The organism is Pseudomonas marginalis (assembly GCF_001645105.1).
In the GTDB taxonomy this organism is placed as follows: domain Bacteria; phylum Pseudomonadota; class Gammaproteobacteria; order Pseudomonadales; family Pseudomonadaceae; genus Aquipseudomonas; species Aquipseudomonas petroselini.
The window spans coordinates 155,611-177,252 of the sequence record NZ_LKEG01000042.1; the positions used below are offsets into that span (position 1 = coordinate 155,611).

Annotated in this window: 15 protein-coding genes and 1 pseudogene; 3 read left to right on the forward strand and 13 right to left on the reverse strand. The window is 62.0% G+C overall.

The genetic code is table 11. The annotated features are described in order from the left end of the window. Nucleotides 1-109: 109 nt before the first annotated feature. Nucleotides 110-223, reverse strand: a pseudogene (locus AO064_RS31295) (YceK/YidQ family lipoprotein); the annotation flags it as partial. Between the two features lie 159 nt (nucleotides 224-382). On the opposite strand from AO064_RS31295, the gene AO064_RS16495 reads away from it, so the two are divergent. Beyond that, complete coding sequence (locus tag AO064_RS16495) at nucleotides 383-2,488, forward strand: TonB-dependent receptor family protein (RefSeq protein WP_064054006.1); 2,106 nt, start codon at nucleotides 383-385, stop codon at nucleotides 2,486-2,488. A 75-nt stretch (nucleotides 2,489-2,563) separates the two neighbouring features. Beyond that, entirely contained in the window at nucleotides 2,564-3,952 is a 1,389-nt protein-coding gene (locus tag AO064_RS16500) for a hypothetical protein (RefSeq protein WP_064054007.1), read from the forward strand. A gap of 6 nt (nucleotides 3,953-3,958) precedes the next feature. On the opposite strand, the gene AO064_RS16505 is transcribed toward AO064_RS16500, so the two are convergent. From AO064_RS16505 to glnE, 12 genes are all read right to left on the reverse strand, one after another. Continuing rightward, entirely contained in the window at nucleotides 3,959-4,885 is a 927-nt protein-coding gene (locus tag AO064_RS16505; protein WP_064054008.1) for an ABC transporter permease, read from the reverse strand. Next, the gene (locus AO064_RS16510) at nucleotides 4,882-5,832 is read right to left on the reverse strand and encodes an ABC transporter permease (RefSeq protein WP_064054009.1); all 951 of its coding nucleotides are present in this window, start codon (nucleotides 5,830-5,832) and stop codon (nucleotides 4,882-4,884) included. The genes AO064_RS16505 and AO064_RS16510 overlap by 4 nt, the downstream gene beginning before the upstream one ends. Then, the gene (locus AO064_RS16515) at nucleotides 5,825-7,348 is read right to left on the reverse strand and encodes a sugar ABC transporter ATP-binding protein (protein ID WP_064054010.1); all 1,524 of its coding nucleotides are present in this window, start codon (nucleotides 7,346-7,348) and stop codon (nucleotides 5,825-5,827) included. The genes AO064_RS16510 and AO064_RS16515 overlap by 8 nt, the downstream gene beginning before the upstream one ends. Continuing rightward, complete coding sequence (locus AO064_RS16520) at nucleotides 7,348-8,328, reverse strand: sugar ABC transporter substrate-binding protein (protein WP_046033901.1); 981 nt, start codon at nucleotides 8,326-8,328, stop codon at nucleotides 7,348-7,350. The genes AO064_RS16515 and AO064_RS16520 overlap by 1 nt, the downstream gene beginning before the upstream one ends. 339 nt (nucleotides 8,329-8,667) lie before the next feature. Beyond that, complete coding sequence (locus AO064_RS16525; protein WP_064054011.1) at nucleotides 8,668-10,110, reverse strand: lipopolysaccharide kinase InaA family protein; 1,443 nt, start codon at nucleotides 10,108-10,110, stop codon at nucleotides 8,668-8,670. After that, the gene (locus AO064_RS16530; RefSeq protein ID WP_046033897.1) at nucleotides 10,110-10,862 is read right to left on the reverse strand and encodes a lipopolysaccharide kinase InaA family protein; all 753 of its coding nucleotides are present in this window, start codon (nucleotides 10,860-10,862) and stop codon (nucleotides 10,110-10,112) included. Before AO064_RS16530 ends, AO064_RS16525 begins: the two co-directional genes overlap by 1 nt. Further along, nucleotides 10,859-11,593, reverse strand: a complete 735-nt coding sequence (locus tag AO064_RS16535; protein ID WP_012721866.1) for a lipopolysaccharide kinase InaA family protein — start codon at nucleotides 11,591-11,593, stop codon at nucleotides 10,859-10,861. Before AO064_RS16535 ends, AO064_RS16530 begins: the two co-directional genes overlap by 4 nt. Then, nucleotides 11,593-12,399 (reverse strand): lipopolysaccharide core heptose(I) kinase RfaP, encoded by an 807-nt coding sequence (rfaP, locus tag AO064_RS16540; RefSeq protein ID WP_064054012.1) that lies wholly within the window; start codon nucleotides 12,397-12,399, stop codon nucleotides 11,593-11,595. The genes AO064_RS16535 and rfaP overlap by 1 nt, the downstream gene beginning before the upstream one ends. Continuing rightward, on the reverse strand, nucleotides 12,396-13,520 hold the full coding sequence (locus AO064_RS16545; RefSeq protein WP_012721864.1) for a glycosyltransferase family 4 protein: 1,125 nt from the start codon (nucleotides 13,518-13,520) through the stop codon (nucleotides 12,396-12,398). Before AO064_RS16545 ends, rfaP begins: the two co-directional genes overlap by 4 nt. Next, entirely contained in the window at nucleotides 13,520-14,581 is a 1,062-nt protein-coding gene (gene waaC / locus AO064_RS16550; RefSeq protein WP_046033896.1) for a lipopolysaccharide heptosyltransferase I, read from the reverse strand. Before waaC ends, AO064_RS16545 begins: the two co-directional genes overlap by 1 nt. A 1-nt stretch (nucleotide 14,582) precedes the next feature. Next, nucleotides 14,583-15,617, reverse strand: a complete 1,035-nt coding sequence (gene waaF, locus AO064_RS16555; protein ID WP_064054013.1) for a lipopolysaccharide heptosyltransferase II — start codon at nucleotides 15,615-15,617, stop codon at nucleotides 14,583-14,585. A gap of 54 nt (nucleotides 15,618-15,671) precedes the next feature. Beyond that, nucleotides 15,672-18,611 carry a bifunctional [glutamate--ammonia ligase]-adenylyl-L-tyrosine phosphorylase/[glutamate--ammonia-ligase] adenylyltransferase gene (glnE, locus tag AO064_RS16560; protein ID WP_064054014.1) on the reverse strand — a complete coding sequence of 980 codons (2,940 nt, stop codon included), beginning with the start codon at nucleotides 18,609-18,611 and terminating at the stop codon, nucleotides 15,672-15,674. A gap of 383 nt (nucleotides 18,612-18,994) precedes the next feature. On the opposite strand from glnE, the gene aceE reads away from it, so the two are divergent. Continuing rightward, a complete protein-coding gene (gene aceE / locus AO064_RS16565) occupies nucleotides 18,995-21,640 on the forward strand; it encodes a pyruvate dehydrogenase (acetyl-transferring), homodimeric type (protein WP_064054015.1) in 2,646 nt (881 codons plus the stop codon). Nucleotides 21,641-21,642 lie beyond the last annotated feature (2 nt).

A 21,642-nucleotide genomic window follows, 5' to 3' on the forward strand; every position in this document is an offset into this window, starting at 1 on the left:
GGGTTGCGCCTGAAAAAAGTGTGCTTCCCGCCTGGGCAGGAAACAGCTAAAGGGCGGGATTATAGCGTAAAAGAGGTGGGAAACTGTTAGCGGCAAGCGTCAAGAGGGACTAGCGGAAGATCTCGATGCTGCCGTCCTTGTTTTGACGGTAGATCGTGTAGGGCAGCACCCGCGTGTCCAGCACGCCGGAGGCCACGAATTCGATGGCGATGATAGGGACGGCACCGGCACCGGCACCGAGGTCTATCAGGCTTACATCGTTGGTGTAAAAGCACCGATTCGCACCGTAGGCTGATTCCTAAATGATAAAAATCGCCTGACTCACTAAACTCGCGACCTTTTGCGCGTTTACACACTAAGCGCCACGGATTCCGGCTGACTCATGAACAACCTCACCCGTCTTACCCTGTTGCTGCCCAGCCTGCTCGCCTTGTGCGACACCGCCCAGGCAGACGACACAGCCCTGATCCTCGACCCCAGCGTCGTCACCGGCTCGCGCAGCGCCAGCCCGACCTTCGATCTGCCCTACTCGGTGGACGGCATCAGCCACGAGCAGATCAGCGACGGCCAATTGGGCATCAACGCCTCCGAAGCCCTATCCCGCGTGCCCGGACTGGTGGTGCAGAACCGTCAGAACTATGCCCAGGACCTGCAGATTTCTTCCCGTGGTTTCGGCGCCCGCTCGGCCTTCGGCGTGCGCGGACTCAAGCTGATCGCCGACGGTATTCCCGCCAGCACCCCGGATGGCCAGGGCCAGGCAGCCACGTTCAACCTCGACACCGCCGAACGTATCGAAGTGCTGCGCGGCCCGGCAGCCACCTTGTATGGCAGCAATGCCGGCGGCGTGATCCAGATGTTCTCCCGCGACGGCGAAGGCTCGCCCCGTATCGGCGCCGAGACCCTGGTGGGCAGCGACGGCCTGAACAAAAACCACCTGACCGCCGAAGGCGCCGCCAACGGCGCAGGTTTCGTGCTGGACGCCTCGCGGATGGACACCAACGGCTATCGCGACCACAGCAGCGCGCGGCGAGACCAGACCTTTGCCAAGCTCAACTTCCGCCCGGATGACGACAGCAAGCTGGCGCTGATCTACAGCAGCCTGGAGCAGAACGGCACGCAGGACCCGCTGGGGCAGACGTGGGCGGCGTACAAGGCTGATCCGCGCTCGGTGAGTGCCAACGCGCTGACGTACAACACGCGTAAAAGCATCGATCACCAGCAATTGGGCATGAATTACGCGCGCTATTTCGGGGATGCGACGCTGCAGGTGAATGGGTATACGGGGCGGCGGAGTGTGATTCAGTATTTGTCGATTCCCGACAGGTTTCCCAGCAGTGGCGCGATCAACCCTGCGAACGCCCGTGGCGGCGTGGTGGCTTTTGACCGTAAGTTCTACGGCGGCTCCATACACTGGCTTCAACCCATCACCAGCGCTCCTGGCGATCTGACGCTGATTGCTGGCCTCGATTACGACCGCAGCGTGGATGATCGCCAAGGCTACTCCAACACCGTCAACGGTGTGCAGGGTGTCAAAGGTGCCCTGGGCCGTGACGAAATCGACACCGCCACCAGCCTCGACCCGTTCGTTCAAGCCAACTGGCTGCTGGGTGACTGGACCCTGCAAGCAGGGCTGCGCCACAGCACCATGGAAATGGAGGTGGACGACCACTTTCTCAGCGACGGTAACGACAGCGGCAGCAAGACGTACCAAAAGAACACTCCGTCGGTCAGCGTTATGTACGCCTTCACCGAGGATTTGCACGGTTACGTCAGCGCAGGCAAGGGTTTCGAAACCCCAACCCAGGCCGAATCGGCGTATTCCAGCACCGTCAACGGTTTCAACTTCGCGCTCAAGCCATCGGTCAGCAAACAATATGAAATCGGCGTGAAGGCGCGGGTCGGACAGGACACCCGCGTCAACGCCGCCATCTTCCAAATCACCACCGAAGACGAGTTGGTGGTACAGCAATCCAGCGGCGGCCGTACCACTTACCAAAACGCCGGCCGCACCCTGCGTCGCGGCTTCGAACTGGGCGTCGAAAGCCAACTCAGCGAACAGTGGACCGCCAACCTCGCCTACACCCGCTTGCAAGCCACCTACGACAGTGACTTCGTCAGCGGCGGCAGCACCGCTGTGGACAAAGGCAACTACCTGCCCGGCGTGCCGCAAACCACGCTGTTCGCCGAGCTGAACTGGAAACCCCGCGACTGGGTCAGCACTGCCATCGAAGGCCTGTACCGCAGCAAGGTCTACGTCGAGGACACCAATAGCCAGCACGCCGCACCGGCCTACAGCGTATTCAACTGGCGCGCCCGTTTCGAACAGAAGGTCGAACACTGGACCTTCCACCAGACCCTGCGCCTGGATAACCTGCTCGACCGCCAGTACGTCGGCTCAGTGATCGTCGGCGACGGCAACAACCGCTACTACGAAGCGGCGCCAGGGCGCTCTTGGTATGCAGGCGCCGGTGCGGAATACCAATTCTGATCAGTGCGCCCGCACAAAAAACCCTGCGGGCGGTCGAAAGTCCCTGATCACCTGTCTTCTCTGCAAGGAACGCTCATGAAACACATCGCGGTTATCGTCGCCCTGGGTCTGCTCAGTGGTTGTGGCGTGCAGGGCATGAAGCACGGCGGCACGGCCGAGGCCCCGTATAAAGACATGCTCAAGAAGCCGCTGCTGGCCGACTCGGTCATGCGTGACGGCGACGACCTCAGTTACCAGGTTCACGTCACACTGACCGACAATGTCGCCGTGCCGGATATCGCACAGCTTCAGGCGTCCTGTGCCATCCCGAGCGGGAGCCTGTTGTATATGGAGGCCCCCGGCACCCCAGGTGCCGATGGCCAGCCCACGCGCATCACCGTCATGCGCAACCTGGCGCCGGAAGTGATCGGCGAACTGCAACAGAACGCCAGTTTTACCGACGCGTGCGCCCGCACGCCGCGCCCGGACTGGCGCCTCGTCAGCACGACAGACACCCAACGCCAATTGTTGATCGACCGTGCCAGCCTCAAGACCGTGGGCGAGAAAATCGAGTTCTGGGGCGCCTACGATGAGCCGCTCATCCTGATCAATACACTCAAAAAAATGCCCTATGCCCAGACCCGCCTGCACTGGGAGGTCAGTTGCAGCCGCCAGACCTATCGGACCCTGGCCGCCTTCAGCCTCACGCCGAAAAACACCGTGACCTTCGGCAACGTGGTAGCCGTTCCCATCGACCAGCCCTTCAGCACCGCCGAGGCGGACACCCGGACCCTGCTCAAGGCCGCGTGCTCGCCAACAGCAGCGCAGCTGCCGGTAGCCGTTACGCGCACCAAGCTCATGCAAACCCTGACACCCGCGCCTGTCCCGGCAACGGTGACGGAGGCGATCTCCGCACTGGGCATGCCCGCCCCAGCCAAGCCTCTGCACCACCTTGTGGAGAAGCGCGAATTGGGTTCCTCCAGCTTGCGCACTGAGGTGTTCATTGAGCCCGGGGCGGGGAACAACCTGCTTAAACTCCGCCGTGCCACTCAATTCTCAAGTGCCAACATCACGACATTCCGAGGTTTGTTCAGCCTGACCTTCCAAAGCGAATTTGAACTGCGCGGGATGAACGTCTCGGCCGCCAGCACGGTTGAGCAACTCAGTTTCAGCGGCGACTGGAAGCGCATGCCGATCGGGACAACGCTGGGGTTCAAGCTCAAAGAGCTCAATCGCAACACGGCTGAAGAGGACCGCGTGCTGTCCCGCGACGCGACGTGTGTGGTAGCACGCGAAGTGCCGGCCAGCGACATCAACTCGACGCTGAGTGGCACTGCCAAGGCGCTCAATTGCACCACGACGGGTGATAACTACCAGGCGACCAGCACCGTCATGTACCTGCAGGACTACGGGTATTTCTTCACCCAGCAGGACGTCGTCAAGGGCAAATACACAACCCGCACGACGCTGGTCAACGCACAATAGCGCCGATCAATAGCGCTCAAGCAGGCGCCGACTGGCAAAGCTGAAGGTCAACACCCCGAAAATCAGCACACCGGTTGCCACCTGCTGCCAGTAGAAATTCCAGCCAATCAGCAGCAGGCCGTTGGCGATTACATTGATGAACAGCACGCCCAGCAGGGTCCCTGGAATATTCGCCCGACCCTGTCGGCTCAGGGTTGTGCCGATGAACACCGCGCCAATCGCGTTGAGCAAAAATGCGTTGCCGGACAGCGGCACATAGGCGCTGACCGTTGAGCTGAGCAGCACCCCGCCCACCCCACACGCCAACGCAGTGGCCAAGGCCACGACGGTGACGATACGCCGCACCGACAACCCTGAGTAATACGCCAGCAGCGGCTGCGTACCTTGTGCGAGCAGCTCCCGTCCCAGGCGTCCGCGCGCCAGTGCCACACCGTAGTACAGCGCCAGCCCCAACACGATCGACAACGGCGCCAGCCCTGTCAGTTCAGGTTTCAAACCTTGGACGATATAGATGGGCTGGCCCCCGTCCGAGAGCAATTGCTGGGCGCTGGTGCCGATGAACAACGTGCCCAGGGTGGCAAGGAACGGGCTGATCCGCAGCCCGGCGATCAGCCCCGCGTTCACCAGGCCGACCAGCAGCGCGGCAAGCAACGCACCGGTCGCGGCAAACGCCCAGCCATGCCCGCCATTGAGCAGCACCACAAAGCTGAAACTGGCGAAGTCCAACGCCGTGCCCACCGACAGATCAATGCCGCCGGCCGCCACGGCGTAGGTCATGCCGATGGCCACAATCGCCAGCAACACGAAATTGTTCAATAACAGGCTTTGCAGGTTGCCGGCGCTGAGGAAGCCCGGCGCCTGCAACGCAAACACGCCGACGATCAGCGTGAACACCAGGGGTAATGTCAGCGGTAACCAGGCGCGCAGGTTCATACCGTCGCTCCCCGGTTAAGCGCGCTGGACGCCGCGACCACCGACAAGATCAACACGCCCTGCACACCATTGACCCAGAAGTTCGACAGGTTAAGCAGTTGAAAGCCATTGATCAGAAACCCGATCAACAGCGCCGCCAGCAACGTACCTGGAATGCTTGCCACCAGCCGGCGGGAAAACACCACGCCAAGAAACGCAATCGCCACCACCGACAACAGCATGTCGCCCGACCCAGTGGTACTGCCGCTGAAAAACGCCGCCGAGCACAACGCCGCCACGGCGGCAGACAGTCCCGACAACAGGTAACTCGACAGCACATAGCCAGGCACACGAATGCCCGCCGCTTCGGCCGCCTGGGGGTATTCGCCGACGGCGTGCAGGCGCAGCCCGTAGGGCGAATGCTGGATCAACAAGGTCAGCAGCGCCGCCGTTACCAACAGCACCCATGCCAAGGCAGGCACACCTAACCCAGTGCCGCCACTGAGCACATCCAGCAGCGGCGAGTCAGTGGACACCACGGTGTTTTCGGTCAACACCAGTTCCAGCCCGGCCAGCACGTTCATGCTCGCCAGCGTCGCCAACAGCGGCGGCAAACGCAGCACTACCACGGCCAGTCCATTGAGCAGGCCGACCGCCAGGCCGCAGCCCAGGGTCAGCAGCACGGTCAGCCAGAGCTCCAGGCCGGCATTGTTGAGACGGCTGAATACCGCCGCGCACAACCCCAGGTTGGCCGCCAGCGACAGGTCGAGCCCACCGGAGACCACATTCGAACCTCCGCCGATGATCACGCAGGTCAACCCGAAGGCCAGCACACCAAGAATCGCCGACTGGCTGAACACATTCGCCAGGTTGCCCACCGACAAGAAATTCGGCGCCGCCACGGCAAACCCCACGAGAATCGCCAGAAACACCCCCACCGAACCCCGTCGCAGTATGGCTTCAAGCATGCTCGACCTCCCGCACCGGCGCAGCGGCGGCCGGTACAGCGCCGGTGGCACACGCCAGCAACTGGTCGCTGTCGGCTTCTCCCGCACGAAACTCACCGGCCATCTCACCGCGATGCAGCACCAGGATGCGATCGCTGATCCCGAGCAATTCGGGCAAGTCCGACGACAACACCAACACCGCCGCCCCCTCCTCCACCAGACGCCCGATCAAACGATAGATCTCGACTTTGGCGCCGACATCCACGCCCACACACGGCTCATCAAGCAGGTACACGGCCGAGCGACGGCTCAGCCATTTCCCCAGGGCAACCTTCTGCTGGTTGCCGCCACTGAGCTGGCTGACCGCCGCGTGCGGACCCGGCGCCTTGATCGCCAATTCCTCCATCAGCCGCAAGCTTTCCGCCTGCTCTTTGGCGCGACTCAACAAGCCCCAGCGGCTGAACCGGCACAGCCCCGCCAGCGTGAGGTTTTCCAACACCGACAGAACCGGCGCAATCCCCTGGCTACGACGCTCCTCGGGCACCAAGGCAATGCCCTCGGCAATCGCCTGGCCTGGCGAGCGCAGGCGCAGCAACCGCCCGTGCAGATGAACGCTGCCACTGTCAGCCTGCTCGACGCCAAACAGGGTCTTGAACAACGCCTTGGCGCCCGACCCCACCAGCCCCGTCAGGCCGACGATTTCACCGCGGCGCACTTCCAGGTCAATCTGCCGGTAGCGCCGCGCCAGGCTCAGCCCGCGCACTTGCAACAACGGCTCGCCCAGCTCGACCTTCACCTTGGGGTACATCTCCTGCACCTCGCGGTTGACCATCAGCCGCGCAATCTCGGCGCTGGACGTATGCCGAGGCTGCACCACCGCTACATCGCGGCCATTGCGCAGCACCGTGACCTCATCGCACAGGCTGTCGATTTCCTGCAGGTAATGGGAGATGTACAGAATCGACAAGCCTTGGTCGCGCAGGCGCTTGACGATGCGCAGCAACTGGTCGACCTCGCGCTTGACCAGCGCGACGCTGGGTTCATCGAACACCAGGATCTTGGGCTGGCGAATCAACGCCCGGGTGATTTGCAGCACCTGGCGCTCGGCGCTGTTCAGCTCGCCCACCAGCGCGCCGGCAGGCAGCTGCACATCAAAATATTCGGCCAGCAAACGATCGGCTTCACGCTGCTGTCGACGCCGATCCACAAACGGCCCACGGCGCAGTTCATGGCCGAAAAACAACGCCTCGCCCACGGTAAAACTCGCTGGCAATAGGCGCTCCTGATGGATGAACTGCACACCCAATGCGTCGACCTGACGCGGTGACAGTGCGGCGTACGACTGACCGTCGATACTCACCTGCCCGGCATCGGCCTTGTGGATGCCGGCCAGCACCTTGATCAACGTCGACTTGCCTGCGCCGTTCTCGCCGACCAGGCCATGGATGGTGCCGCGCTCGACCTTGAGGCTCGCATCGTCCAGCGCCAGCGTGGCGCCAAAGCGTTTGTGCAGATTCTGCAGGTGCAACGCTGCCATCAGTCACCCCGAAGTGCTTGGACCTGCGCCAGGTTGCCGGCGGTGGTCAGCAACGTGGCCACATGGGTCTCCTTGGGCAAGTCACGTTGCCCGGCCAGGTAACGCGCCACGTTCTGCACGGCGGTCTTGCCGATCAGCGCCGGTTGTTGCGCCACCACTGCACCGACCGGCGAGTTCGCCTGGCCGAGCAGCGCGAGCACTTCGGGGGTACCGTCGACGCCATAGGTCTTGATCTCGGTACGCTTGGCATCGATCAACGCCTTGCTCGCGCCCAACTGCGGGATGTCCCACGCCGACCAGATTGCCGAAACACTGCCCGCCGGGTACTTGTTGAGCAGTGCCGACACCTGGGAATAGGCATCCTGCACGGTATTGGGGATCACATCGCGCAACTCGGGCTGGATGATCTCCAACTGCGGGTGGTCCTTGAGTGCCAGCTTCAACTGGTCATAACGGATCGCACACACCGGCACGCCGTAGAAGCCGTTGAACACCAGGATCTTGCCCTTGCCGCCGGCGTCCTTGATCAGCTGATCGGCCAGCGCCTTGCCGGTGGCGACGTTATCGGAGGTGGTGTTGTTGAGGCTGTATTGCGACGGCGCGTCGATGGTGAACAGCGGAATGCCGGCCTTGCTGATGCGCTTGAGCCAGGGGTCGATCACGCTGAGGGTGCCGAGGGTCTGGATCACCGCGTCGGGCTTCTGGGTGACCACGGTTTGCAGCTGCGTCACCAGGTTCTTGTCGTTGCGCCCGGCATCAAGGGTGATCGGCGTGCCGCCCAGGCGCTTGATCTCATCGACCTGCGCCTGGAATGCCTTGATATCGAAGTAGTGACTGGTGCCGGTCATGCTCACAGCGATGCGCTTGCCGGCCAGGGACGGCACGGCGTCGTCACCGTCCGCGGCATAGGCCGCGCCGCTCAACAACAGCGCGGCGCCGAGGCAGATCAAACGGGAAAACGAGGAAAGGCTGGAAGGCATACAGGGCTCCTGAGCCACCGGTGAAAGGGTTCACCCAGTGACATTGCAGAGCCCGTGCCAGGATTTTTATCCTGCAAAATCAAATGGATAGAAACACGCGATAAAAAAAGCTGTCGCTATTGACCATCAACTGCCCGATTGCTGTTGCTCAGGCAACAGCTGGATACATGCAGATCAAACGGTGGGAGGGGGCTTGCTCCCGATAGCGGTGGATCAGCCACAGATGTATCAGCTGACACTCCCTCATCGGGAGCAAGCCCCCTCCCACATTTGGACTGTTTTACACCAGATGAGCCCGGAGCCTACCCGACTGCGATCGCTGGCAAGCCACAGGGAGGATCAGCTCACCTGCTTAGGCAAGCGCTGATCAATCAGTTGATACAACGCACTGCTCTCAGGCCAATTACGCATGAACCGCGCACGGTCCTTGGCATACGCCGGGGCGAAGCTGGCGGCGGAGGTGTGTTGGCACATCGCATCAAGGTCGATCAGCGACCAGCGGTCCTGGTCCCAGAACAGGTTGTGGCCCTTGAAGTCACCATGGCTGATGCGCTCGCGGATCAGTTCGGCGAACAGGTGATCCAGCGCCTGCAGTTCGTTTTCCGGCGCTTCACCGCTTTCAACATACGGCGCGAAGCGTTCGATGATGTCCGGGCCCGGCAGGTATTCGGTGATCAGGTACGCGCGGCTGCGCAGCCAGAAAAAGCGCTTCTCCAGCACGGCCAGCGGCTTTGGCGTGGCAATACCGAGGAACGCCAGGCGGTTGCCTTCGCGCCAGGAATGCCAGGCTCGACTCGGGCGCCAGAAACGTTTGAGCCAATGGGCAAAACCCTTGATGTTGTAGCGCTTGATCACCAGCGGCCGGCCAGCGACCTCGACTTTGGCGACGCTGGCGGCGCCGCCGGTTTTATACAAATGGCCTTGGTCCAGCAGCGCATCGGCCTGCTCAAGCACCGGCAACATCGCCGGCGCTTCTTCACGACGAATCGCGCGCAAGGCAAAGGCGCCACGCACCACGCTGAACAGCGTGCATTCGCGGCCGATCTTGTTCAAAAAGTCCTTGAGGCGCCAGGCGCTGACTTTGCGCACCTGTTTCTCCAGGGCTTCCAGCGGCAGGGCGTGCTCGCCGTTGCTCAGCAGGTAGTACACCAGCAGTTCTTCGGTAAACGGCTCGAGGTTTTTTGGCAACTGAGCGAAAAACACCCCGAGGTTTTCCAGCACGCGGTTGCGCGACAGCGGCTTGCCGGCCTCTTCGACGCGAATCCCGGCACCGTCGATCAAATACAGCTTGCCGTTCTGACGCAGCAGGTTGTCCAGGTGCAGGTCTTCCTGCCACAGCCCTTTGGTGTGCATCTGCGCTATCGCACCCAACGCTTCAGCCAGCACGGCGGTTTGTTCGTCAGCCAACGGCGGCAACGCTTCGACGGCCTGCCAGGCATTAGCCAAGCTCTCGGCGCCCTCGATGAATTCGAACAGCAGCCAGCCGCCCTCGCCTTCCTGCAAGCCATCGGCCAACAACAATGGCGTGGTCAGGCCTTGCTCGGCCAGCAAACGCACGCCGCTGAGTTCACGCTGGAAGTGCCGCGCGGCCTTGCTGCCCACCAATAACTTGGCCAGTACCGGACGCCCGCGCCATACCGCTGCGCCGACATACCGCTCGCCCGGCAACACGCGCAGCAGGCTGAGCAGTTGCAGTTGGCCAGGGCCTGCGGCATCCGCCAGGTCCAGGGTGAGGGGCAGGCTCGGGGTGCGGCCGGCGCTTTTCAGCTCGGACAGGCGCATCAACGGTTCTCCTTGTGGCTACGTCGGGCCGTCAGGCGCTGCAGCCAACTGCCGACCAGTGCACTGTCCTCAGGCTGATCGAGGTAAGCGGCCAACAGCTGACGCACCTGCGCGTCCGACCACTGCGGCGCCCGGCGCAACAGCGGCTCGAGGTCCTTGACACGGTCACGCCAGCCAAACAACAACGGGCGGGTTTTCTCCAGGTCGATCAATTGCGCGGCATAACCGTCACCGGTCGCCTGCAGGAAAATATGCTTGGGGTAAAAACAGCCGTGCACCTGGCCGACGCTGTGCAGCCGGCGTGCCAGTTGGCCGCAGGCCAGCAGGATTGCACGGTGCTGGGCGTCGCTCAGTTGCGACCACTGCTCCAGCAAGGAATCCAGGTCATTCCAACCGTCCAGCGCGCGGGTCAGCAGCATCGCGCGGTGCTCGCCAGCGACCTTGCGCTCCCCGTAGAACGCCGCCTGCAACGCTGGAATGCCAAGGGTGCGGTAACGGCTGATATTGCGAAATTCGCGGGAAAAACTCGGCTCGCCAAACGGACGGTGCAGGCTGCGCGTCAGGTAGTTGCTCTGGCGCTTGAGGTAGTAGCCGTGGCCGTCGAGCTCCAGGCGAAACACACTGCTCCAGCCGCCACGGCTGGTATTGGGCTCGTCCACCGCCTCCAGCTGCTTGGCCCACAAGGCGTCGAACGTCGCCAGGCCGTTGCGCTCCAGCAGCGCACGGTCTTCAGCCGCCAGGAAATCACTCATTCGCGTCCCTCGAAAAACTTCACCACGTGGCGAATACGCCGTTTGTCCGACGCACTCAGGTGCCGGCTCTGACGGTACTGCAGGTAGAAGCGCAGGCGCTGGGTGGCGGACAGGTGATACTTGGCCACCTTATCCAGGCAGGCCAGGTCTTTAGTGATACGGTACTTGAGCCAGAACCCGCGCCAGAAATCGCCGTTGGGGCAATCGATCAGGTACAGCGTGGACTGGTCGTCGATCAGCAGGTTGCGCCACTTCAAGTCGTTATGGGTAAAGCGGTGATCGTGCATGGTGCGCGTGTATTCGGCGAGCTGGCGGCTCACCGCGTCGACCCACTTGGGGTCGCGCAAGCGTGCATCGTTACGCTCGGCCAATACCGAAAGGTCTTCGGTTTTCGGCAACTCGCGCGTGATCATCGCGCCGCGTTCGTAGGCCAGGCCCTTACGCTCCAGCCCCCAGGCCACGACGTCAGCGGTGGGAATGCCCCACTTGGCGAAACGCTTGAGGTTCTGCCATTCGGACTTGACCCGCGGCTTGCCCAGGTAACGCCGCAGGCCCTTGCCGGCGCCGGTGTAGCGCTTGACGTAGTAATTGATCCCGCCGCGCTCCACGCGGATCACTTCCGACAACGGGTCGCGGGTCAGCCGCTCGCCTTGCAGGGCGAATACCGCTTCGAGGCTTCCAAAATCATCCGCCAGGGTGGCGTAAGCAGGTTCCAGGTTCCAACCCGCCATCAGATCGCGTCCCCGTAACGTTGCTTGCGCGCATACAGCTTGTCGGCCTTGCGCTGCATCAGGCTCAACGATGCCGACTGCTCGGCCAGGATCTGGCGCAATGGCTGGCGGAAGTAACCCTTGAGGAAGCGCAGTTTGTCGCGACGGGTCAGGCCGATCTCCAGCGCCGAGTAGTACAGCGCGGACAGGTCCTTGTCGCGCCAGCGCAACGGCAGATGGGCACGCAGTTGGGCGCGGTGCAGGTCGATCACCGACAGCTTGATGTTGTTCGCGTCGATGGGGCTGGAGGTGTCCAGCAAGAAGTGGCACAGGTAGCAATCGCGGTGATTGACGCCACCCCGGTGCATGTCGCCGACCATGCGCGCCAACTCGGCCGTGAGGGCGTGGCGCAACGCAGGTGTTGGCGGTTCGGCGACCCAGTTAAGGGTCACGTCTTCGAGGCTGACGGTCGGCGCCAGCTCTTCGGTGATGATGAACGAGTGCTGGTCTGCCGGGTTGCTGCCTTTTTCGCCGAAGGCCACACCGGTCATGGTCGGTACGCCAAGCGCCTGCAAGCGGTGGATGGCGTCCCACTCCAGGCCGGCACCCAGTACCGGCAACTTGGCGGTGATCAGGTTCTTGAAGATTTCCGCCCAACCAATGCCACGGTGGATTTTCACAAAATACGGGCGGCCAGCGACCTCGGTGCGTAACGTGCGACGCGCCGCCAACTCACGGAAGACCTGGCCTTGCAGTTTCTCGACTTCGGCAAAGGCATCAAGCCCGGCCCACAACGTCTTGAACGGTTCGGCAAGCATCAATTTCATCGTTTTGGCTCCGCCAGAATCACATCCGCAGCGTGCTGCGGCATGCTGTAGAGGTCGGCCGTCTCGGCAAAGGCCAACCCATTGCGGCTCCAGGCCGCGCGCTGTGCAGTGTCGGTGAGCATGTGCGTCAGGTACTGGTTGAGCTGGCTCTGCTCGAACGGCTCATCCAGCACCAGGCCGCTGTCGGCTTCGGCAATGTAATGGGCATACCCACACACGGCCGAGACCAGCACCGGCAACCCGGCCACCAGGGCTTCGAGCAATACGGTACCGGTGTTTTCGTTGTACGCCGGGTGGATCAACAGGTCGGCGCCCAGCAGGAAACGCGGGATATCGCTGCGGCCCTTGAGGAACTGCACGTTGTCCCCCAACCCCAGCGTCGCGCTTTGCAGTTGGAATACTTTGGGGTCGTCCTGGCCGATTACAAACAGGCGCGTGCGTTTTTTCAGCTCAGACGGCAGCGCAGCCACGGCCTTGAGGCTGCGGTCGACGCCTTTGGTCTTGAAGCCCGAGCCGATTTGCACCAGCAGCAGGTCGTCGTCGCCGAGGTTGAATTCCTGACGAAAACCCTCGCGAATCTCGGCGGCATTCGGCGGCGCACGGCGGTCCTGGGCAATGCCCGGCGGCAGCAGGTGGAAGCGTTCCAGCGGCGTGTCGTAATGCTTGATGAACAGCGGCTGCTGCACTTCGGAAATCATCAAGACCTCCGTCTTGGCGTCCTTGGCGAACACCGCACGCTCGTACTCGGCGAAGTGCTTGTAGCGACCAAAATAGCGGTAGAGCGAGTGACGCAGGTTTTGCGCCTTGTCTTCAAAGCAGCCGTCGGCGGCGTAGTACACATCTAGGCCGGGCATTTTGTTGAAGCCAATCAAACGATCAACCGGGCGCTTGGCCAGGTCGGCTTCCATCCAGGCGCTGAGTTTTTCATTGCGCCGATGGTTGAAGAACGCCTTGACCGGCGCCACCAGCACTTCGAAGCCAGGCGGGATGTCGCCTTCCCAGATCAACGTGTACACACGAATCTGATGGCCGCGCTGCTGGCACTCCAGGGCGATGCGCATGAAGTCACGCTGCAGGCCACCGAAGGGGAAGTATTTGTACAGAACAAAAGCCAGTTGCATCAGTGCAGCTCCTCAGCCAATAACAACGTGCTCAGTCGGCTGGCCACACGCTCAGGGTTCAGGCGCGTGAAGCACAGGGGCGACTCGCGCTTGAGGTCGAACCGACGCAGGTCGTCGGCCGTCGGTTGGTAGGTACAGTGTTTTTGCAGGCACGGTGCGCAGGGGAAGTCACTCGCCAGATGAATCTGGCCCTTGCCGTAGGCGCCAGTGAGCCCGGGGTTGGTCGGGCCGAACAGGGAAATGGTCGGCACATCCAGCGCGGCAGCGAGGTGACCGAGACCGGTGTCCACCGCCACACAAGCACGAGCGCCGGCCAATACACGGGCGACACCGGCCAGGTTTAATTTGGGCAGTACTTCAGCGTTTTGCAGGCCCTGGGCCAGGCGCTCGGCGCGGGCCTTTTCATCAGCGTTGCCCCACGGCAACTTCACGTCCACGCCCAGTCGCCCCATGCGTTCGGCCAGCTCACGCCAATAGGCTTCGGGCCAATGCTTGGTGTCCCAGGTGGTGCCGTGCAGCAGCAGCACGAACGGTTTTTTCGGCGGCAGGCCGAGCAGTTTGTCGACGCTCAGGCCATAGTCGCCCAGGCCTTTGGGCAAGTCGTAGCCGAGGGCGACGGCAAACAACTGGCGCAGGCGCTCCACCGCGTGTTGCCCACGGGCCACGGCCAGGCGCCGGGAATAGAAGCGCGCGGCGATGGGCTCGCGGGCCGAGTGCTTGTCGAAACCCGCCACCGGTGCCCGCACATAGCGGGTCAGCCAGGCGCTTTTGAGCAGGCCCTGGGCGTCGATCACCAAGTCGTATTTGGTCGACTGGATGCGTTGCTTGAAACGCCGCCATTCGCCACTTTTAAGGGTCTGCCAGAGGTTTTTGCGCCAGCGGCGGATCGCCACCGGAATCACCTTGTCGACCGCCGGATGCCAGGTGGGAATCTCGGCGAAGCCTTCTTCCACCACCCAGTCGAATTGAATGCCGGGGATCGCCCGCGCGGCATCGGTCAGTGCCGGCAAGGCATGGATCACGTCGCCCAGGGATGAGGTCTTGATTACCAGTACGCGCAAACTATCGGACCTCGACCGCAGAGCCCTGCAACCGCTGCAAGGCCTCGTTCACCGGCTGCGGCAGCAACTGGCGCATGCAGTTGTAGTGGCCGAAACGGCAGGTGCGATCAAAACACGGGCTGCAATCCAGGCCCAGGCGTACCACTTCGACCTGGTCGGCCAATGGCGGGGTGAACCCCGGCGAGGTGGAACCGTATACCGCCACCAGCGGGCGGTTCAGCGCGGCAGCCACGTGCATCAGCCCGGAGTCGTTGGACACCACCGAATCGGCGCAGGACAACAAGTCGATGGCCTCGGCCAGGGACGTGTCGCCGCTGAGGTTCACCGCTTCTTCGCGCAGACCGGGGATCAGGCGCTGGCGAATGTCTTCACCCACCGGGTGGTCCTTCTTCGAACCAAACAGCCACACCTGCCAGCCTTCGCGGATCTTGGCCTCGGCGACCTTGGCGTAGTGCTCCGACGGCCAGCGCTTGGACTCGCCAAACTCGGCGCCGGGGCACAGCGCCAGGACCGGACGATCAAGTGCCAGGCCGAACTTGGCCAGGGCCGCGTCGCGGCTCACCGGGTCAATTTGAAGGCTGGGGCGCGGGTACGACTTGGGCAACTCGGCACCCGGCTCGTACGCCAGGGCCATGAAGCGTTCGATCATCAGCGGGTAGCGGGCTTTGTCCAGCGTGCGCACATCATTGAGCAGCACGTAGCGAAATTCGCCACGCCAGCCGGTGCGTTTGGGGATGCCGGCGAAATACGGCACCAGCGCCGATTTGAGCGAGTTGGGCAGCAGGATTGCCTGGTCGTATTGCCCCGCCAGGGATTTACCGATGCGACGGCGGGTCGCCAGTTCCAGGGCACCGTGGCCGAGCGGAAAGCTCAAGGCCTTGCGCACCTCGGGCATGCGCTCGAGGATCGGCCGGCTCCACTCGGGGGCGAGCACGTCGATCTGGCAGTCCGGGTAGCGCATACGCAAACACTGGAACAGTGTCTGCGCCATCACCATGTCACCGACCCAACTGGGCCCAACGATCAGAATATTCATGTAGTTTCCACAAACGATGCGGGGAGGCTTATGCCTCCCCGCCCTAATAGTGTTTCAGCTCAACCCCAGCGCCTGCCAGATTCGCATCACCTGGCGCCGTTCGTCGGCGAACTGATCCCCGGCCACCGTACCGGCCTCGTTCTGCAAGGCCTGGCGGTGTGCAGCGGAACGGTAGGCCTTATACACCTCACGCAGCAAATGGGCATCGGCGGCGGGCATCAAACCCACCTGCTCCAAGCCTTCCAGAATGCGGATATTGTCGGTGTAGCGCAGCAACGATGGATGTTGCGCAGACCACGCCAAAGCCGCGTATTGCACCATAAATTCAATATCGACGATACCTCCGGCGTCCTGCTTGAGGTCGAACGCCGCCGTGGCTTCAAAGGCGTTGGCGCCGGTGCCGGCCGTCGTGGCCTTGGTGCCCAGGTTGTCACGCATTTTCGCGCGCATCTCGCTGACCTCCTGGCGCAGCTTCGCCAAGTCCCTTTCGCGCCCCAATACTTTAGCCCGCACCTGCTCGAACGCCTGGCCCACGTCCTGGCTGCCGACCAGCACCCGCGCGCGGATCAGGGCCTGATGTTCCCAGGTCCAGGCTTCATTTTTTTGATAACGATCAAATGCGCCCAATGAACTGACCAACAGCCCGGACGCGCCGGAAGGTCGCAGGCGCATGTCCACTTCATACAGCTGGCCCGAGTTGGTCTGGGTGGTCAGCAGGTGAATGATGCGCTGGCCCAGGCGCGTGAAAAACTGCGCACCGTCGATCGGCTTGGCGCCATCGGTTTCAGCCTGCGGGTCGCCGTCATGGATAAACACCAGGTCCAGGTCCGAACCATGCCCCAGTTCGATCCCGCCGACTTTCCCATAACCGACAATGATGAACCCAGGATCGCACAGGGTGCCGTCCAACCGCTGCGGCGAGCCGTGGCGCGCAACGGTCTGGCGCCAGGCCAGGGCCAGCACTTGCTCGAGGATGGCCTCGGCGAGCCAGGTGAGATAGTCGCTGACTTTCATCAGTGGCAGGCTGCCGGCGATTTCCGACGCGGCCACGCGCAGGCGGTGGGCCAACTTGAAGTGACGCAGGGCTTCCATCTGTTGCTCAAGGTCATCTTCGGGAATACGCGTGAGGCGCTCGCGCAGCTCGGCGGCCAACTCCGGCGCCAACGGTGGCTTGAACAGGCGACCTTCGTTGAGCAATTCGTCGAGCAGCAACGGGAAGCGCGTGATCTGCTCGGCGATCCACGGGCTGGCGGCGCACAAGGTCAACAGGCGACGCAGGGCGTCGGGGTTTTCCGTGAGCAGTACCAGATAAGCGGAGCGCCGGGCGACAGCTTCCACCAGCGGCAACACGCGCTCCAACACCAGGTCCGGGTTGGCATGTTCGACGGCCTGGGCGAGCAGGCGCGGGATAAATGCATCCAGGCGTTCGCGGCCCAGGCGCTGCATGGCACGCAATTGCGGGCTATTGCGCAGGCCAGTCAGCGCTTTGAGGGCCTTGGTCGCATCGCTGAAACCGCCTTCGGCCAATTGGCGGCAGGCCGCTTCGTCGTCTTGGGATTCTTCCCACAGCGGCAACCACTCACCGCCCACGACCAGTTCGCTCTCTTCACCCTCTTCTTCGTCTGGATCGGCAATGACTTGGCGGAAGTGCCAGTCCACCCGCCCGCGCCAGTACATCAGGCGCTCATGGAACGCGGCCCAGTCGGCGAACCCCAGCATAAAGGCAATGCGCGCCTGATCTTTCGGGTCGTCCGGGAGCATTTGCGTCTGGCGGTCGGCGATCGCCTGGATGGCATGTTCGGTGTAACGCAGGAATTCATAGCCATTGCGCAACTCGGCAATCACCGCCGGTGGCAAGTAACCCTGGCCCTCCAGCGTGCCGAGCACCTTGAGCAGCGGCCGCTGTTGCAGGCTGAGGTCGCGGCCACCATGGATCAGTTGGAATGCCTGGGCGATAAATTCCACTTCGCGGATGCCGCCCGAGCCCAGCTTGATATTGTCGGCCATGCCTTTGCGCCGCACTTCCTGCTGGATCAACTGCTTCATGGTGCGCAGCGCTTCGATGGCGGAAAAGTCCAGGTAACGGCGGTAAACGAAGGGCCGCAGCATGTCGAGCAGTTGCGCACCGGCCACCTGGTCGCCGGCAACCACGCGCGCCTTGATCATGGCGTAGCGCTCCCAGTCACGCCCCTGGTCCTGGTAATACTGTTCCAGCGCGTTGAAGCTGAGCACCAGCGCGCCCGCCGAACCATAAGGACGCAGGCGCATATCGACGCGGAATACGAAGCCGTCGACGGTCATCGGGTCAAGTGCCTTGATCAATTTTTGACCAAGGCGGATAAAAAACTCCTGGTTGTCCAGGGCGCGTTTGACGCCGACGGTTTCGCCGCCCTCAGGGTAGGCGAAGATCAGGTCGATATCCGACGAGAGGTTCAGCTCCACCGCACCGAGCTTGCCCATGCCGAGGATCACCATGTGCTGCGGCTCGCCGCTGCGGCGCCCGGTGGGCGTGCCGAACTGTACGCAATGGCGCAGGTACAGCCACTGGTAAGCCTGGTCGATGCTTGCATCGGCCATGTCGGAGAGGTCACGGCAGGTTTGCACCAGGTCGGCCTGGCGGGTCAGGTCGCGCCAGATGATGCGCACCTGCTGGCGCGTGCGCTGGCGACGCAGGACACGGCCCAGTTGGTCTTCTGTTTCTGCTTGTTGCACGGCGCCAGCAATCTGCCCACACAGCTCGCCGGGCGCGAAACCACGGTCCAACTCGCCCCAGGCCACCAGCTCGAGCAACATCAAAGGGTCACGAACACTCTGTTCAATCACGAAATCACTGGCGGCGCACACGCGGGTGAAGTCGGCCCACCGTTGCGGCGTCCACGCAGAAAGTCCATGATCGTCGTCCAGCGCGGCCACGGCGTCACGAAATGACTGCTCGGCCCGCTGGGCTTTTGGCAAGAGAATGGCCGGCAGTTCGGCCAGTATTGGCAGGCTCATGGTCTATCCTTGATCGGCGCGTAAATGGCTTGTTGCTGTGGACGTGATACCGGCGCTACATGAAGGACTGTCGAACAAAGGTTATAAATAGCTGAAAATTCATAGTTGTTGGCAGGGAACATTAAACTTCTACCTTTTCTTGTTCGCAAAAGATCAACAATAACGATTATGCTCACCAGCCAGACCGAGCCATACGCTCAGTCTTGTGTAGTTTTACTACTCGTATATACATTCGAAAGGCTGAAATGGCCGACGATTTGTAGTAAAACTACAGGACGCCGAAGCAACCTTCGGCCATCCAAGAATTTATGTCGTCTGCCCACAAGGCCAGTCGCAAACTTCAGGCAACCGATTCTGGTAGCCTTTCCGCCCTGGAGCAAGCCATGCAAGACCTCGATCCCGTCGAAACCCAGGAATGGCTGGACGCCCTGGAATCGGTTCTCGACAAAGAAGGCGAAGACCGTGCTCACTACCTGATGACCCGTATGGGCGAACTCGCGACCCGCAGCGGCTCGCAACTGCCTTACGCCATCACTACGCCATACCGCAACACCATCCCCGTTACCCACGAAGCACGCATGCCTGGCGACCTGTTCATGGAACGCCGCATTCGCTCGCTGGTACGTTGGAACGCCATGGCGATGGTAATGCGCACGAACTTGAAAGATTCGGACCTGGGCGGTCACATCTCCAGCTTCGCTTCCAGCGCAACCCTGTATGACATCGGCTTCAACTACTTCTTCCAGGCCCCGACCGACGAACACGGCGGCGACCTGATCTACTTCCAGGGCCACACCTCCCCAGGCGTCTACGCCCGTGCGTTCATGGAAGGCCGCATCACCGAAGAACACATGAACAACTTCCGCCAGGAAGTGGACGGTAACGGCCTGTCGTCGTACCCGCACCCTTGGCTGATGCCTGATTTCTGGCAGTTCCCGACCGTTTCCATGGGTCTGGGTCCAATTCAAGCGATCTACCAGGCACGTTTCATGAAGTACCTGGAAGCCCGTGGCTTCATCCCTGAAGGCAAGCAGAAAGTCTGGTGCTTCCTGGGCGACGGTGAGTGCGACGAGCCGGAATCCCTGGGCGCTATCTCCCTGGCCGGCCGCGAGAAGCTCGACAACCTGATCTTCGTCATCAACTGCAACCTGCAGCGCCTCGACGGCCCGGTTCGCGGCAACGGCAAGATCATCCAGGAACTCGAAGGCGTGTTCCGCGGTGCTCAGTGGAACGTGACCAAAGTCATCTGGGGCCGTTTCTGGGACCCACTGCTGGCCAAGGACGTCGACGGTATCCTGCAACGTCGCATGGACGAAGTCATCGACGGCGAGTACCAGAACTACAAGGCCAAAGACGGCGCGTTCGTGCGTGAACACTTCTTCAACACGCCTGAACTCAAGGCGATGGTTGCCGACCTGTCCGACGACGAGATCTGGAAGCTCAACCGTGGCGGCCACGACCCGTACAAGGTCTACGCGGCGTACCACGAAGCGGTCAACCACAAAGAACAACCCACCGTCATCCTGGCCAAGACCATCAAGGGTTATGGCACCGGTGCCGGCGAAGCGAAGAACACTGCGCACAACACCAAGAAAGTCGACGTCGACAGCCTGAAGTTGTTCCGCGACCGCTTCGACATCCCGGTCAAGGACGAAGAGCTGGAAAACCTGCCGTTCTTCAAGCCGGAGCCGAACAGCGCCGAAGCCCGCTACCTGAGCGAGCGTCGCACCGCACTGGGCGGTTTCGTGCCACAGCGCCGCGCCAAGAGCTTCAACATCCCGACACCTCCGCTGGATACCCTCAAGGCTATCCTGGACGGCTCGGGCGATCGTGAAATCTCCACCACCATGGCCTTCGTGCGGATCCTCGCGCAGCTGGTCAAGGACAAGGAAATCGGTCCGCGCATCGTGCCGATCATCCCGGACGAAGCCCGTACCTTCGGTATGGAAGGCATGTTCCGTCAGTTGGGCATCTACTCCTCCGTCGGCCAGCTCTACGAGCCAGTCGATAAAGACCAAGTGATGTTCTACAAGGAAGACAAGAAGGGCCAGATCCTCGAAGAAGGCATCAACGAAGCGGGCGCCATGAGCTCCTTCATCGCTGCCGGTACTTCGTACTCCAGCCACAACCAACCGATGCTGCCGTTCTACATCTTCTACTCGATGTTCGGCTTCCAGCGTATCGGCGACCTGGCGTGGGCAGCAGGCGACAGCCGCACCCGTGGTTTCCTGATCGGCGGCACAGCCGGCCGTACCACGCTGAACGGCGAAGGCCTGCAACACGAAGACGGTCACAGCCACATCCTGGCTGCCACCATCCCGAACTGCCGCACCTTTGATCCAACCTACGGCTACGAGCTGGCGGTGATCATCCAGGACGGCATGAAGAAGATGACCGAAGAGCAGCAGGACGTTTTCTACTACATCACCGTGATGAACGAGTCCTACCAACAGCCAGCCATGCCGGCCGGTGTCGAGGAAGGCATCATCAAGGGCATGTACCTGCTCGAAGAAGACACCAAGGAAGCGGCGCACCACGTACAGCTGATGGGCTCCGGCACCATCCTGCGTGAAGTGCGTGAAGCGGCGAAGATCCTGCGTGACGAGTTCAACGTCGGCGCTGACGTGTGGAGCGTTACCAGCTTCAACGAACTGCGTCGCGACGGCCTGGCCGTAGAGCGCAACAACCGCCTGCACCCAGGCCAGAAGCCACAACTGAGCTATGTCGAAGAATGCCTGAACGGCCGTAAAGGTCCGGTCATCGCGTCCACCGACTACATGAAGCTGTTTGCTGAACAAATTCGCCAGTGGGTCCCGTCCAAGGAATTCAAAGTCCTGGGCACCGACGGTTTCGGCCGCAGTGACAGCCGCAAGAAGCTGCGTCACTTCTTCGAAGTTGACCGTCACTTCGTGGTGTTGGCAGCCCTGGAAGCCTTGGCTGACCGTGGTGAGATCGAACCTAAGGTGGTGGCTGACGCTATCGTCAAGTTCGGGATCAACCCGGAAAAACGCAACCCACTGGACTGCTGAGG

Bases quoted from the DNA above. Each gene is read 5' to 3' on its own strand.
- AO064_RS16495 (WP_064054006.1), top strand. From the start codon at position 383: ATGAACAACCTCACCCGTCTTACCCTGTTGCTGCCCAGCCTGCTCGCC.
- AO064_RS16500 (WP_064054007.1), top strand. From the start codon at position 2,564: ATGAAACACATCGCGGTTATCGTCGCCCTGGGTCTGCTCAGTGGTTGT.
- AO064_RS16505 (WP_064054008.1), bottom strand. From the start codon at position 4,885: ATGAACCTGCGCGCCTGGTTACCGCTGACATTACCCCTGGTGTTCACG.
- AO064_RS16510 (WP_064054009.1), bottom strand. From the start codon at position 5,832: ATGCTTGAAGCCATACTGCGACGGGGTTCGGTGGGGGTGTTTCTGGCG.
- AO064_RS16515 (WP_064054010.1), bottom strand. From the start codon at position 7,348: ATGGCAGCGTTGCACCTGCAGAATCTGCACAAACGCTTTGGCGCCACG.
- AO064_RS16520 (WP_046033901.1), bottom strand. From the start codon at position 8,328: ATGCCTTCCAGCCTTTCCTCGTTTTCCCGTTTGATCTGCCTCGGCGCC.
- AO064_RS16525 (WP_064054011.1), bottom strand. From the start codon at position 10,110: ATGCGCCTGTCCGAGCTGAAAAGCGCCGGCCGCACCCCGAGCCTGCCC.
- AO064_RS16530 (WP_046033897.1), bottom strand. From the start codon at position 10,862: ATGAGTGATTTCCTGGCGGCTGAAGACCGTGCGCTGCTGGAGCGCAAC.
- AO064_RS16535 (WP_012721866.1), bottom strand. From the start codon at position 11,593: ATGGCGGGTTGGAACCTGGAACCTGCTTACGCCACCCTGGCGGATGAT.
- rfaP (WP_064054012.1), bottom strand. From the start codon at position 12,399: ATGAAATTGATGCTTGCCGAACCGTTCAAGACGTTGTGGGCCGGGCTT.
- AO064_RS16545 (WP_012721864.1), bottom strand. From the start codon at position 13,520: ATGCAACTGGCTTTTGTTCTGTACAAATACTTCCCCTTCGGTGGCCTG.
- waaF (WP_064054013.1), bottom strand. From the start codon at position 15,617: ATGAATATTCTGATCGTTGGGCCCAGTTGGGTCGGTGACATGGTGATG.
- glnE (WP_064054014.1), bottom strand. From the start codon at position 18,611: ATGAGCCTGCCAATACTGGCCGAACTGCCGGCCATTCTCTTGCCAAAA.
- aceE (WP_064054015.1), top strand. From the start codon at position 18,995: ATGCAAGACCTCGATCCCGTCGAAACCCAGGAATGGCTGGACGCCCTG.